12 protein-coding genes are annotated in these 12,964 nt (G+C 72.8%); 9 read left to right on the top strand and 3 right to left on the bottom strand.

Going from position 1 to position 12,964, the window contains the following annotated elements; all coding sequences use genetic code 11:
- Positions 1-62 precede the first annotated feature (62 nt).
- The 4 genes from frr (at position 63) to ACTMS9_RS18910 (ending at position 4,731) form a co-directional block, all read left to right on the top strand.
- Positions 63-620: a ribosome recycling factor gene (gene frr / locus ACTMS9_RS18925; RefSeq protein WP_210778183.1), complete on the top strand. Its 558-nt coding sequence runs from the start codon at positions 63-65 to the stop codon at positions 618-620.
- A gap of 468 nt (positions 621-1,088) precedes the next feature.
- Positions 1,089-2,387, top strand: a complete 1,299-nt coding sequence (locus tag ACTMS9_RS18920; RefSeq protein WP_441144480.1) for a phosphatidate cytidylyltransferase — start codon at positions 1,089-1,091, stop codon at positions 2,385-2,387.
- A gap of 104 nt (positions 2,388-2,491) precedes the next feature.
- A complete protein-coding gene (rlmN, locus tag ACTMS9_RS18915; protein WP_154943493.1) occupies positions 2,492-3,643 on the top strand; it encodes a 23S rRNA (adenine(2503)-C(2))-methyltransferase RlmN in 1,152 nt (383 codons plus the stop codon).
- Between the two features lie 20 nt (positions 3,644-3,663).
- On the top strand, positions 3,664-4,731 hold the full coding sequence (locus tag ACTMS9_RS18910) for a DivIVA domain-containing protein (RefSeq protein ID WP_441144478.1): 1,068 nt from the start codon (positions 3,664-3,666) through the stop codon (positions 4,729-4,731).
- Between the two features lie 131 nt (positions 4,732-4,862).
- Here ACTMS9_RS18910 and ACTMS9_RS18905 read toward each other — a convergent pair whose 3' ends face one another.
- The gene (locus ACTMS9_RS18905) at positions 4,863-5,084 is read right to left on the bottom strand and encodes a DUF2631 domain-containing protein (RefSeq protein WP_154943497.1); all 222 of its coding nucleotides are present in this window, start codon (positions 5,082-5,084) and stop codon (positions 4,863-4,865) included.
- 233 nt (positions 5,085-5,317) lie between these two features.
- Here ACTMS9_RS18905 and ACTMS9_RS18900 point away from each other — a divergent pair, with 233 nt between their 5' ends.
- The 3 genes from ACTMS9_RS18900 to ACTMS9_RS18890 all read left to right on the top strand — a co-directional run bounded on the left by ACTMS9_RS18900 (position 5,318) and on the right by ACTMS9_RS18890 (position 9,167).
- Positions 5,318-6,898 (top strand): Rieske 2Fe-2S domain-containing protein, encoded by a 1,581-nt coding sequence (locus ACTMS9_RS18900; RefSeq protein WP_441144475.1) that lies wholly within the window; start codon positions 5,318-5,320, stop codon positions 6,896-6,898.
- 432 nt (positions 6,899-7,330) lie between these two features.
- A complete protein-coding gene (locus ACTMS9_RS18895) occupies positions 7,331-8,386 on the top strand; it encodes an RNA-guided endonuclease InsQ/TnpB family protein (RefSeq protein ID WP_441145000.1) in 1,056 nt (351 codons plus the stop codon).
- 133 nt (positions 8,387-8,519) lie between these two features.
- Positions 8,520-9,167 (top strand): TMEM175 family protein, encoded by a 648-nt coding sequence (locus tag ACTMS9_RS18890; protein WP_441144998.1) that lies wholly within the window; start codon positions 8,520-8,522, stop codon positions 9,165-9,167.
- Here ACTMS9_RS18890 and ACTMS9_RS18885 read toward each other — a convergent pair.
- Complete coding sequence (locus ACTMS9_RS18885) at positions 9,148-10,749, bottom strand: phytoene desaturase family protein (RefSeq protein ID WP_441144473.1); 1,602 nt, start codon at positions 10,747-10,749, stop codon at positions 9,148-9,150. The two genes, ACTMS9_RS18890 and ACTMS9_RS18885, sit on opposite strands and share 20 nt — an antisense overlap.
- Positions 10,750-10,825: 76 nt before the next feature.
- Positions 10,826-11,656 carry a YhjD/YihY/BrkB family envelope integrity protein gene (locus ACTMS9_RS18880; protein WP_441144471.1) on the bottom strand — a complete coding sequence of 277 codons (831 nt, stop codon included), beginning with the start codon at positions 11,654-11,656 and terminating at the stop codon, positions 10,826-10,828.
- Between the two features lie 51 nt (positions 11,657-11,707).
- Here ACTMS9_RS18880 and ACTMS9_RS18875 point away from each other — a divergent pair, with 51 nt between their 5' ends.
- Entirely contained in the window at positions 11,708-12,253 is a 546-nt protein-coding gene (locus ACTMS9_RS18875) for a GNAT family N-acetyltransferase (RefSeq protein WP_441165591.1), read from the top strand.
- A 53-nt stretch (positions 12,254-12,306) separates the two neighbouring features.
- Positions 12,307-12,813: a YcxB family protein gene (locus ACTMS9_RS18870; protein ID WP_441165590.1), complete on the top strand. Its 507-nt coding sequence runs from the start codon at positions 12,307-12,309 to the stop codon at positions 12,811-12,813.
- Positions 12,814-12,964 lie beyond the last annotated feature (151 nt).

Raw genomic sequence — 12,964 nt, 5'->3', positions numbered from 1 at the left:
GCGGTCCTCCGACGGACAGCAGCAGAGCCCACCACGAGTAACAGAAGGAGGCGAGGAGACCGGTGATCGACGACACCCTCCTCGAGGCCGAAGAGAAGATGGACCGTGCCATCGAGCACGCCAAGGAAGAGTTCGGCGCCATCCGCACCGGCCGCGCCAACGCCGCCATGTTCTCCAAGGTCGTCATCGACTACTACGGCACCCCCACCCCGCTGCCCCAGATGGCCTCCATCGGGGTTCCCGAGCCGCGCATGGTGATCATCAAGCCGTACGACAACTCGCAGATCAACGCCATGGAGAAGGCGATCCGCGACTCCGACCTCGGCGTGAACCCGAACAACGAGGGCAACCAGCTGCGCATCCTGCTCCCCCAGATGACCGAGGAGCGCCGCCGCGAGATGATCAAGGTGGCCCGGCACAAGGGTGAGGAGGCCAAGGTGGCCATCCGCAACATCCGCCGCAAGGGCAAGGAAGAGCTGGACCGGCTCGTCAAGGACGGCGAGGTCGGCGAGGACGAGGGCCGCCGCGCCGAGAAGGAGCTCGACGACCTGACCCAGCGGTACGTGGCCAGCGTCGACGAGCTGGTCAAGCACAAGGAGACCGAGCTGCTCGAGGTGTAGCCGCCCGGACGGGACACCCCGTCCCGGACGCCACCGAGGCCCGCCCCCCGCATCCGGGGAGCGGGCCTCGCCTCGTTCAGCGCGAGATCCGCACGTTCCGGGTCGTCTCAATCAGCGTCGTCCCCTGGTACGCGTCGTGCAGCTCGAACCGCACGACGGCCCGCCCCGAATGCAGGACCGGGTCGGCCGGTAGAAGCTCATCGCGAGGCTCGTGGTGCCGCCGTCGCAGGTGATCTCGCCGGCGCCGTACCGTGGCTGCGCCCGGCTGCCGGTGGCCGGCTGGCCTCGTCCGCCGCCCCCGGCCGCCCCGTGCAGTAGGCTCGGCACGATTCCCGGCCACCGCGCGGTGAACGGGGGGAATCGGCCGGCCGTCGGGCCGGTCAACCGGACGGAACAGTCACGCGTGTAGGGGATGGCCTTGGTCTTGCGGCATGTGGTGGAACTCGTACCGTTCCCGCACGGTGCGTGATGTCCCACCCCGACCCCTACGGCGGCACCGAGCCTCGCGGCTGGGACCGACCCGAACGCCCGCCCGCGCTGCCCTGGCCGGAGCGTGACGTCGAGCCCACCGGCCCGTGGAACCGGCAGTCCGGCGCCGACCTGTACGCCGGGCCGCAGGCCCGCCCCCGGCCGACCGCCCGCCGGTACGACGAGCCCGCCCTCGACCCGTACGACGGGCACGGCGGCCCGTACGACCGCCACGACGCCGACCGCTACGGGGCCTACGACGACGGGTACGACCGGCGCGGTCCGGGGCGCCCGCCGCGCGACGACGACATGCCCACCTCCTCGCTCCCGCCGGTGCGCGACGACGACGTGCCGACCTCCCAGTTCCCCCCGGTGCGGGAGGCCGGCGAGCCGGAGCGCGACCCGCAGCGGCCCCCCGGCCGGCGGCAGCCCGGCCGGCGTCGGGCCAGCGCGGACCGGCCGGCGACCGGGCAGTCGGCGCCCAGCCGGGCCGGCCGTAACCTGCCGGCCGCCATCGGGGTGGGCCTCGGGCTCGGCGCGCTGATCCTGATCCCGCTCTTCTTCTACCTGCCGGCGTTCCTCGCCGTGGTGGCCGGCGCGATCGGCGTGGGCATCTGGGAGATGGCCCGGGCGGTACGCCGCAGCGGCGCCCACCCACCGCTGGTGCCGCTGATCGCCGGCGGCGTGCTGATGATCGGGCTGGCCTGGTACGCCGGGCCGGACGCGCTCAGCCTGGGTCTGCTGGTCACCGTGCTGGGCACGATGATCTGGCGGCTCGGCGACGGCCCGGGCGGCTTCCAGCGGGACCTCACCGCGGCCACCCTGATCGCGGTCTACGTGCCGTTCCTCGGCGGCTTCGCGGCGCTGCTCGCGGCGGCGCCCGACGACGGCCACCTGCGGGTGCTGGCGACCCTGGTCGCCGTGGTGCTCTCCGACACCGGCGGGTACGCGGCGGGGGTGTCCTTCGGCAAGCACCCGATGGCCCCCTCGATCAGCCCGAAGAAGTCCTGGGAGGGCTTCGCCGGGTCGGTCTCGGCGGCGGCGGTCGGCAGCGCCGTGCTGCTCTGGCTGCTCTTCGACCTGGCACCGTGGTGGGGCGCGCTCTTCGGGGTCGCGGTCTCCGTCGCGGCGGTCCTCGGCGACCTCGGCGAGTCCATGATCAAGCGTGACCTGGGCGTGAAGGACATGAGCAACCTGCTGCCCGGGCACGGCGGCCTGATGGACCGGCTCGACTCGATCCTCTTCGCCGTTCCCGCCGCGTACCTGCTGCTGGCGGTCTTCGTGCCGGTGGTGGGCTGAGGCATGAATCACGCCCGGCAGATTGTGTCGCCCGCCCGGTGGGGGTCGATTCGGCACCTCCGGACGGCTGTGTTCCCCGGTCGGCGTGTCAGACTGGACCGGCCATGACGAGCCTGCCTGTGATCCCCGTAGACCCCGACGCCCCCGGGCGCCGGCCCGCGATGCCGCCCCGCCACCTCGCCGACCTGGACCTGCCGGGCCGGCAGGCGCTGGTGACCGAGCTGGGCGAGCCGGCCTTCCGCGCGAAGCAGGTCTCCAACCACTACTTCGGTCGGCTGGTGCGCGACCCGGAGCAGATGACCGACCTGCCGGCAGCCACCCGGGAGCGGCTGGCCGGCGCGCTGCTGCCGACCCTGCTCAACCCGGTCCGCGAGCTGGCCTGCGACGACGGCGCCACCCGCAAGGCGCTCTGGCGGCTGCACGACGGCTCGCTGGTGGAGAGCGTGCTGATGGGCTACCCGGACCGGGTCACCGTCTGCATCTCCAGTCAGGCCGGCTGCGGTATGGCGTGCCCGTTCTGCGCCACCGGCCAGGCCGGGCTGACCCGCAACCTGTCCACGGCCGAGATCGTCGACCAGGCGGTCTACCTCGCCGGCGTCGCGGCCTCGGGTGCGGTGGCCGGGTCGCCGCCGCGGCTGTCGCACGTCGTCTTCATGGGCATGGGCGAGCCGCTGGCGAACTACAACCGGGTGGTGGCGGCGATCCGTCGGCTGGTCGCGCCGGCCCCCGAGGGGCTGGGCCTGTCGCAGCGGCACATCACCGTTTCCACGGTCGGCCTGGTTCCGGCCATCCGCCGACTGGCCAGCGAAGACCTCTCAGTGACCCTTGCGCTGTCGCTGCACGCGCCCGATGATGATCTGCGCGACGAACTCGTGCCGGTCAACCAGCGCTGGAAGGTAGCCGAGGTGCTGGACGCAGCGTGGGACTACGTGGCCCGGACGGGGCGCCGCGTGTCGATCGAGTACGCGATGATCAAGGACGTGAACGACCAGCCGTGGCGGGCGGACCTGCTCGGGCGGCTGTTGGCCGGCAAGCTGGCCCACGTGAACCTCATCCCGCTCAACCCGACACCCGGCAGCCGCTGGGACGCGAGCGCGAAGCCGGTCGAGCGCGAGTTCGTCCGGCGACTCCGCGAGGCCGGGGTGTCCACCACGGTGCGGGACACCCGGGGGCGCGAGATCGACGGCGCGTGCGGGCAGTTGGCTGCCGCCGAGGACAGGGACACCGATGCGCCGCGCGGGCGTGACCGGGCGTAGCGACGAGACCAGGAGACATAGTGGCGAGTCAGGGTCAGCGTTTCCGGCGTAAGGCGCTCCGCCGGGGATACAAGGTCGACGAGGTGGACGCCTTCCTGGACCGGGTCGAGGCGACACTCGCCGGCCAGCCGGTCGGCGCGCCCGTGGCCTCCCAGGAGGTCCACGACGTCGTCTTCCGGGTCCGCTTCAATGGCTACGACGAGTGGCAGGTCGACCTGCACCTGGACCGGGTCGAGCGGCAGCTGGCCGAGCTGGAGGAGCGCGGCGGCCTCGGCGGTCGCGGCGGCGACCCGCGGGGCGCCGACCGCCTCGGCCCGCCGATGCGCGACGACCACCGCGGCCTGTCCCCGGTGCCGCAGCCGCTCCCGCCGCGTGCCATGCCGGCCCAGGCCGGCCCGCAGGGCTACGGCAACCGGTACGACGAGCCCACCGGCGCCTTCGCCGGCGGGTACGACGCCCCCCGGGGCGGCTACGACGCGCCGCGCGGTCCGGGTGGTCCCGGCCCGGGCGGGCCGATGGGTCCCGGTGGTCCGGGCGGCCCGGGCGGGCACGGCGGTCCGCCGCAGCGCGGCCTGCCCCAGGGGCCGGGTGGCTACGGCGCCCCGGAGGAGCCGCGGTTCGACGGTTTCGAGGCGGGCCGGCACGGCCGGGCCGACATGACCGCCGAGATCCGGATGCCGGAGCGGGACCAGCGCGACATGCGCGGGCGCGGCCCGGCCGGCCCGCCGATGCCGCAGCCGGCGCTCGGTGGCCCGCCGATGGGTGGCCCGCCGCCGATGGCCGGTCCGCCGGTGGGCGGCCCGCCGATGGGCGGCCCGCCGATGGCCGGTCCGCCCGGCAGCGACCTCTACCGGGTCGACCAGATCCGGCGCAGCTTCCAGGTGCGTCGCTTCGGCAGCGGATACGACCCGGACCAGGTGGACCGGTTCTTCGAGACGCTGCTCGGCGGCATGCAGGGCCGCAACCCGATGCCGGTGAACCCGAAGGACCTGGACACCCTGCGCTTCGGGCTGGTGCCGGGCGGCTACTTCGAGGCCGAGGTCGACGCCGCGCTCAAGGACGTGCAGGACATCCTCTTCGGCCGCTGACCGCGCGAGGGGGACCGCCGCGGCGAGACAGCAGCGACGGGACCGGAGCGACGGGGATCGACGTGACGAAAAGGGCCCACCCCCTCGGGGGTGGGCCCTTCACGCGTTCGTGGTCCGGCGCGGCGGTCGGGTCAGGAGCGCAGGCCGTTGCGGCGCAGCACGGCGTCGCCGATGACGATCGCCAGCAGCAGCACGGCCAGGCCGACCAGCCAGATGTCCTCGACCCTGCCCTCGTGGTTGCCGCACAGCATCGCCAGCAGCGCCAACGCGGAGAGCACCGCGCCGATCCGTCCGGACCTGCGGTGCCCGGGCTTGTGCTGATCTGGCGCGGTTACCGGCTCGCTTCCTGCCACTGTCGGTCCTTCCCTCGCGATCGGATCTCCGGTTAGTCTGGCACGCCCCGCGGCGGGCCCGGCGCAGGGTCCGGCCTGATGGGGGTACGCGGGCGGGGGAGCGCCGGGCGGACCGGGCCGATGACCCCCACCACGGGGGCGCAACGCCTCTGGCGGCGTCGCGGGTCGGCGACCACACTGCCTCCGGTAGCGTTCTGACGTACACCTTGATTGTCGTTTTGAGGGGGACTGCGGTGCGAGTGACCGGTACGGGACATGCCAGCATGCGGATCGACACGGCCGCGGGCAGCATCCTGTGCGACCCGTGGGTCAATCCCGCCTACTTCGCCTCGTGGTTCCCCTTCCCGGACAACTCCCAGCTCGACTGGGCGGCGCTCGGCGACGTCGACTACCTGTACGTCTCGCACCTGCACCGGGACCACTTCGACGCCGCCCACCTCAAGCGGTACGTCTCGAAGGACGCCACCGTGCTCCTCCCCGAGTTCCCCACCTCGGAGATGGAGGACGAGCTGCGGGCGCTCGGCTTCACGAAGTTCCTCAAGGCCCCGAACGAGCAGGTCGTGGAGCTCGACGGCGGCCTGAAGATCATGATCCAGGCGCTGACCAGCCCGACCGACGGCCCGATCGGCGACTCCTCGCTCTGGGTGGAGTACGACGGGGTCCGGCTGCTCAACCAGAACGACGCCCGCCCGACGGACCTGAGCGTCTTCGCCGAGCTGGGCCACGTGCACGCGCACCTGCTCCAGTTCTCCGGCGCGATCTGGTACCCGATGGTCTACGAGCTGCCGCAGGCGGCCAAGACCGCGTTCGGCAAGCAGAAGCGCGACCGGCAGTTCGACCGCACCTGGCGCTACATCGACGACCTCAAGGCCGACCACGTCTTCCCGATCGCCGGCCCGCCGTGCTTCCTCGACGACGCGCTGTGGCAGTTCAACGACATCCACGGCGACGAGGGCAACATCTTCCCCGACCAGTCGGTCTTCCTCGCCGAGTACGCCAAGGTGGGCGGCACCAACGGCATCGTGCTGCTGCCGGGCAGCGTCGCCGAGGTGACCACGGAGGGCGCGAGCACCACCCACCCGGTGCCGGTGGAGGAGTTCTTCGCGAACAAGACCGCGCACCTGGAGGAGATGCGGGAGCGCAAGCGCCCGATCATCGAGGCGGAGAAGGCGTCCTGGCGGCACCCCGAGGTGGACGTGCTCGGCGAGATGAAGCGCCGCATCGAGCCGCTGCTGGACGAGTCGATCTACCTGGCCAAGGGCGTCGGCGGCCCGGTCCGCTTCGACCTGGTCGGCTACGACGGCGAGAGCGTCGAGTCGATCGTGGTGGACTTCCCGGGCAAGGAGGTCCGCCCGTACGCGGACGAGAAGGTGCGCTACCGGTTCCGTACCGAGCGGGCGCTGATCGAGCATCTGCTACACATCGAAGAGGTGGACTGGGTCAACTCCCTCTTCCTCTCCTGCCGCTTCTCGGCGGCCCGGATCGGCCAGTACAACGAGTTCGTCTACGCCTTCTTCAAGTGCCTCTCCGAGGAGCGCCTCCAGTACGCCGAGGGCTGGTACGACGAGCACGAGCGGGCCGTCGACGCGGAGGACATCACCATCGGCGACTGGGTGGTGCAGCGCCGCTGCCCGCACCTGAAGGCCGACCTGAGCCGGTTCGGCATCGTCGACGGCGACCAGCTCACCTGCCAGCTGCACGGCTGGAAGTTCGACATGCCCAGCGGCCGCTGCCTGACCAGCGTCGGCCACAAGATCCGCGCGCACCGCGCCGACGAGCAGACCCCCGCCCCGGCCGGCGAGGCGCTCAGCTAGTGCGGTGTCCACTAACGTTCGCCGGGTTGGCTGCTGCCGGGATTTGTCGTATCCGTGGGGTTGGGTGTGGTTGTGCCTCGTCGTCGGGATCCCAACGGGCCTCGGGTCGTGTATCGCACGGCTCGTGTAGCTCTGCGGTTGACGGCGGGGCAGCGGCGGCGGTGTTTCGCATTGCTGCGCTCGGCCGGTGACGTCTGGGCGTGTGTCCTGGAGGCCAACGCGTGGCGGCGCCGCCGCGGTGATGCACCGCTGGTGGGCTATCAGGAGTTGTGCCGCGAGTTGGCGGTGTCGGGGCCGGGCACGTTCGGCGAGTTGGACAGCACAGGTGCCAGGTCGGTGTTGCGCCGGTTCTCCGATGCGTGGTTCGCGGCGGCGTAAGCCCGCCAGGACGGGGACCTGTCGGTGCGGTTTCCGCGTCGTCGGCGGGCGTTGATGCCGGTGCGCTGGTATCACGGCACCTTCACCCTCCAGGGCCGTCGGGTCCGCCTTCCCACGGCTAGGGGCACGTCGTCGTTGTGGGTCAGGCTGGCGCGGGAGGTGCCGTATCCGGTCGAGCAGGTCCGCTCGGTCACCCTGCTGTGTGAGGGCGGCCGGCTGTTCCTCGACGTGAGCGCCGAGGTTCCGGTGGCGACCTACCCAGCGGGTGAAGGGCCGGATCCGGGCCGGGTGGCGGGGGTGGATGTGGGGATCATTCACCCGTATGCGGTGGCCGGCCCGGACGGTGAGGGGCTGTTGGTGTCGGGGCGGGCTGTCCGCGCGGAGCACCGCATGCACCTGGCCGACAGCAAGGCCCGCCGCCGCGCCGTGGCCCGCCGCGCCCCGAAGCCGGGTCAGCGGGGGTCGCGGCGGTGGCGCCAGCACCGGCGCCGCGCCCGCTTGGTGGAGGGCCGGCACCGGCGTAGGGTCCGTCAGGCCCAGCACGAAGCCGCCGCCACGGTGGTGTCCTGGGCGGTGCGGCGGCGGGTGGGTGTGCTGCATGTCGGTGACCCGCGCGGGGTGTTGGACATCGCGGCGGGGCGGCGGCACAACCTGCGGCTGCGGCAGTGGCAGATCGGCTGGCTCCTGCAGATCCTCACCGAGAAGGCCACCTTGGCCGGCATCACGGTCCGGTTGGTTGACGAGCGGGGAACCTCGTCCACCTGCCCTGTCTGTCACCGCCGGGTGCCGAAACCGCGCGGGCGGAGCCTGTCCTGCCCGCACTGCCAGTTCTCCGGGCACCGCGACCTGGTCGCGGCCGCCAGCATCGCCACCCGCAGTCCGGGTGGCGGACCCACCACCCCCACAGCAGCCGTCGTGCTGCCCGAGGTGGTCACGCACCGTCGAGCCGGCCGGCACCTGCCTGGTGCCGGTCGGTCCCGGCGTGATCCCCGCCGCCCCGCGTTGACGGCGCGAGGATCAGTTGGCCCGCGGAGGCCCGCCCCACCACCAGGTGGGGAGTCGCTCGCCCACACGGCGAGGATCCACAACGGTGCATCGGAAACCCGGTGAACGTTTGTGGACACCGCACTAGCGGTTTCCCCGCGCCCGCCGCCCCCGCCGGGTGACCATCAGGTCGGGAAGGGGGGGCGGCGTGGCCGACGGCGCGGGCAGGAGCGGGTACCGGTTCAGGCGTGACCGGGAGATGGCCCGGGACGCCTCCCGGGTGGAGACGTTCAGCGACGGTGTCTTCGCGGTCGTGCTGACGGTGATGGCCGTCGAACTGCTCCAGTACGGTCCGGCCAGGGCCACCGGGAGGGAGCTTCCCGACGCCCTCGCCCACGCCTGGCCCACCTACCTGGCGTACGTGATCACCTTCGGGATCGCCGGCCAGATCTGGCTCGGCCATCACAACATGTGGCGGTACGTGGTCCGGGTCGACCAGCTGCTGCTGGTGTTCAACCTGCTCGTGCTGCTCTTCGTGGCCGCCATCCCGTTCACCGCCGACCTGCTGTCGGACAACCTGCGCGGCAGTGCGACCGAGCAGCGGCTGACCGCCGGCCTCTACCTCGGCACCGTGCTCGGCGAGTCGCTCTTCTTCAACCTGAGCTGGTGGTGGGCTCGGAAGCGGCGGCTGCTCCACCCCGACCTGGATCCCCAACTGGCCCGGGCGGTCTCGCGGCGATTGCTGCTGCGCCCACTGCTCTACCTGATCGCCTTCGCCTTCGTCTTCGTCGACCCGATCCTCAGCCTCGTCCTCTACCTGCTGCTCGTCGGTCTCTCCCTCATCCGCCGCCCCGGCGATCTGCCCCCCGCCGAGGCCGGCGGTGAGGTCAGCGACCGAGGTCGCTGAGGATGCGGCGGGCGGCGTTGTGGCCGGCGGCGCCGATCACGCTGCCCGCCGGGTGGCAGCCGGCGCTGCCCGCGTAGACGCCGTCGACGCCGGTCGCGTACGGCATGCGGTCGGTGAACGAGACGGTGTTGTCCACGTGGTGGATGTGCCCGCCGGTGATGCCGAAGTGCGCCTCGATGCCGGGCGGGGGCAGCGGTACCGCGTCGGCGATCAGATCGCCGGCGCCGGGGGCGTACCGCTCGCAGATGGCGATCAGCTTCTCGACGTACCCGGGCATGGCCTCGTCCCAGGTGGTGCCGGCCAGCTCGTAGGGGACCGACTGCACGAACAGGGCCGAGGAGTGGTGGCCGGCCTCGTCCGAGAGCGACGGGTCGACGGTGGTGTGCAGGTACCACTCGATGGTCGGCTCCTCGGGCAGCCGGCCGGCCTGCACGTCCGCCCACATCGCGCGCAGCGCGGCCATCGGCGCCTCGCCGCCCCCGCCGACCAGCGAGGCCGAGCCGGGGAGCAGGTGGATGGTGGAGCCGAACGGGCTCGGCGCCCCCGCCGGCAGGCAGGCGAAGCGGGGCAGCCCGGTCAGCGCCAGGTTCAGCTTCAGGGTGGTGCCGGGGCGGCGGACCGCCGTCATCCGCTCGTGCAGCGGCGCCGGGAGCGCGCCGTCGGGCAGCAGGTCCATCAGCCGGTACGGGTCGCAGGCGCCGAGCACCACCGGGGCGGCGACGTGCCGGCCGTCGGCGAGGGTCACCCCGCTGGCCGCGCCGCCGTCCAGGGTCACCCCGGTCACCGGCGTACCCGTGCGGATGGTGGCCCCGGCGGCGCGGGCGGCCTCCGCGAAGGTCCGCGAGACGGTGCCCATGCCACCCCGGGCGATCATCCAGGTGCCGCCCGCGCCGGGCAGCCGGCACATGTTGTGCACCAGGAAATTGTGTCCGGTGCCGGGATCGTCCGGGCCGGCGTTCAGGCCGGAGAGGCCGTCGGTGACCGCGTACATGCTGACCAGCAGCTCGGAGCGGAAGTCGAAGCGGGCCAGGTGGTCGGCGACCGAGCCGCGCACCAGGTCGACGAAGACCTGCCGCAGCGCCGGGCGGACGTACCGCTCGGCGGTCTCCTCCACCGGCAGCGGCTCGGCCAGCCAGGCCGGCGCCAGGTCCTCGCGCAGCTGGGCCAGTTCGGCCTGCAACGCGTCGTCGGCGGCCGCGTCGGCGGGGGAGAAGAACTCGGCGAGCTGCTTGCGGGTCGCCGCGACGTCGCTGCCGAAGAGCAGGTACGGCGAGCCGATGCCGCCCGGCGTGGGCAGGAAGTAGTGCGGGTCGCGGCGCAGCACCGGGATCCGCACGTCGAGCGTGGCGAGCAGCTCCGGCGGCATCAGCCCGAGCAGGTACGACCCGGTGGAGTGGCGCAGCCCCGGGACCTTGGGGAACGGGTTCTCGGTGCGGGTGGCCCCGCCGATCTCCTCCGCCGCCTCCAGCACCAGCACGTCCAGCCCGGCCCGGGCCAGCAGGACGGCCGAGACCAGCCCGTTGTGCCCGGATCCGACGATCACGACGTCGGCGCGGGCCGGCAGCTCACTCGCTTCGCTCATGCCCGGGCAGCCTAGTGCGGCGCGGCCCCCGGCGGGAGGGCTTCAGCGCCCGGAGGGCTTCTGTGGCCGGAGGGTTTCAGCGGCGCTGGGCGCGCCAGCGGCTCAGGGCCAGGGTGGCGGAGTAGCCGGCCAGCACGATCACGTGGAACAGGTAGAGCCAGAGCAGCACCGCGACGCCCGCGCCGATCTCGTCGAAGCCGCCGAAGGGCACCCCCAGGTCGATCGGGAGCGAGGCGAACAGCACGAACCCGTGCAGGAAGCCGGAGAGGTTCGCCGCCGTGAACGAGCCGAGGAGGAGGGTGGACAACCAGTCCGGGGAGGCGGGCCCCACGACCCGGAACACCCACATCAGCACCGGCGTGAGCACGAGCCACACCGCCAGGAACGACAGCACCACGCCGAGCGCGCCGATCCAGCCGCCCTGCCGGACCAGGTAGGTGGTGGTGGGCAGGGCGATCAGGATCGACAGCAGCAGTGCCGGGGCCGGGGCGAGCAGCGGCAGCAGCAGCAGCCGACCACGCCAGCCCACCAGCGACTCGTCGGGGTTCGGCGGTGTGGCGACCGAGACGAACGCCCGACGCAGCCCCTCGCCGTAGAGCGATGCCGGCAGCAGGGCGGCCAGCGCGAGCAGCGGGGTCAGCTCCACCCCGGCCGCGACCAGCGCCTCCACCGCCCGGGGCGCCCCGATCGCGTCCGGCAGCGTGGTCACCGCGTACGAGGTGAGCCGGCGGACCCGCTCCCCGCCCGCGAGCAGCGAGGTCAGCCAGATCGCCAGCAGCGCCACCGGCACCACGGCGATCCCCCCGTAGAAGGTGATCGCGGCGGCGTGCAGCGAGATGTCCCGGCCGCGTACCGGCCGGAAGGCGGCGCTGGTGATCCGCTTCGTGCGCTGCCATGCGTGGCCCATCGCGACCTCCTTCCCCCTCCCGCGCCGGGGCACGCATTACGATCGCGCGTCATGACGGTGCTCACCACGGAACGCCTGGTGCTGCGGGACTGGACCGACGCCCCGGCGGACCTGGACCGGATCTTCGACATCTACTCGCGTACCGAGATCACCCGCTGGCTGGCCGCGTCCGGCCTGCCGCTGACCGACCCGGCCCAGGCCCTGGACCGGCTGGCCATCTGGCGGAAACGGCACGCCGGCCAGGGCGGCCGGTACGGCACCTGGGCGATGGAGGTCCGAGACACCGGCCGGGTCGCCGGCACCCTGATCCTCAAGCCGCTGCCGGGGGCGGACGGCGTGACGGAGACCGACGACATCGAGGTGGGCTGGCACCTGCACCCGGACTCCTGGGGACACGGGTACGCCACCGAGGCGGCCCGCGCGGTGCTGGCCCGCGAGTTCGCCGCCGGCACCCCGCAGGTGTGCGCGGTGATCCCGCCCGGCAACGACCCGTCGATGGCGGTGGCCCGCCGGCTCGGCATGGTCCACCTGGGCCGGCGCACCGACTGGTACGGCGGCGAGGTGCTGGAAACCTTCGTCCGCCGGGCCGACGGCTGACGTCTGCCGGGACAGCGGAGAACGCCGGGTGGGCCGTATCGTCCTCCGCCGTGATGATCAGTTTCGAGACGCAGCCGGACCGGCGGCGGCTCACCGCCGCCCTGCGCCGCGCCTACCGGCACACGCTGCTGCTGTACTGGCTCTGCCCGGTCGTGCTGCTCCTGCCGGCCCTGGTCGCCGTGCTCCTCGGAGATCCGCTGGAGGCGGTGCCCTGGGTCGCCGCCGCGGTGACCGCTGTGGTGCTGTCGCCGCTGGTCCTGCGGGCGCTGGTCCGGGCCAGTTGGAAGATGCACGGCATCCCCATCACCTGGACGATCTCGGACGAGGGCGTGCGCGGCGCGAACGCGCTCTCCGACAGCGTCGTGCGCTGGGAGGCGCTGACCGGGGTGGAGCCGATCCCCGGCCAGTTGCTGTTCCGGCTCAGCCGGTACCAGGTGTTCCCGGTCCCGATCGACGGTCTGAGCGTCGAACAGCAGGCCGAGCTGTACTCCTACCTGCGCGGCCGGGGACTGCTCAGCGCCGATCCGGTCGAGTCGGGGCCGCAGGCCGTCCGGCGGTAGGTCGCCCCCGCCGGATCGTCACGGAGCGTAGTGCCCACCCCCCGGACATGCTGGTGAGCGATATACCTGAGAGTCATATTTATGCCTCTCAGGTATATCGCTCACCAGGCATAGGTCGTCCTTCCTGCGACACGCCTGAGGACAGCGCTGG

Origin of the sequence: Micromonospora sp. L31 (assembly GCF_052068075.1) — a bacterium.
Classification (GTDB): domain Bacteria; phylum Actinomycetota; class Actinomycetes; order Mycobacteriales; family Micromonosporaceae; genus Micromonospora; species Micromonospora purpureochromogenes.
Note: the sequence above shows the minus strand (reverse complement) of the source record. Positions and strands in the feature narration are given on the sequence as shown.

What these genes read in the sequence shown, in the direction of transcription:
- ACTMS9_RS18920 (WP_441144480.1), top strand. Translation starts at nt 1,089, where the DNA reads ATGTCCCACCCCGACCCCTACGGCGGCACCGAGCCTCGCGGCTGGGAC.
- rlmN (WP_154943493.1), top strand. Translation starts at nt 2,492, where the DNA reads ATGACGAGCCTGCCTGTGATCCCCGTAGACCCCGACGCCCCCGGGCGC.
- ACTMS9_RS18895 (WP_441145000.1), top strand. Translation starts at nt 7,331, where the DNA reads ATGCCGGTGCGCTGGTATCACGGCACCTTCACCCTCCAGGGCCGTCGG.
- ACTMS9_RS18890 (WP_441144998.1), top strand. Translation starts at nt 8,520, where the DNA reads ATGGCCCGGGACGCCTCCCGGGTGGAGACGTTCAGCGACGGTGTCTTC.
- ACTMS9_RS18885 (WP_441144473.1), bottom strand. Translation starts at nt 10,749, where the DNA reads ATGAGCGAAGCGAGTGAGCTGCCGGCCCGCGCCGACGTCGTGATCGTC.
- ACTMS9_RS18880 (WP_441144471.1), bottom strand. Translation starts at nt 11,656, where the DNA reads ATGGGCCACGCATGGCAGCGCACGAAGCGGATCACCAGCGCCGCCTTC.
- ACTMS9_RS18875 (WP_441165591.1), top strand. Translation starts at nt 11,708, where the DNA reads ATGACGGTGCTCACCACGGAACGCCTGGTGCTGCGGGACTGGACCGAC.
- ACTMS9_RS18870 (WP_441165590.1), top strand. Translation starts at nt 12,307, where the DNA reads ATGATCAGTTTCGAGACGCAGCCGGACCGGCGGCGGCTCACCGCCGCC.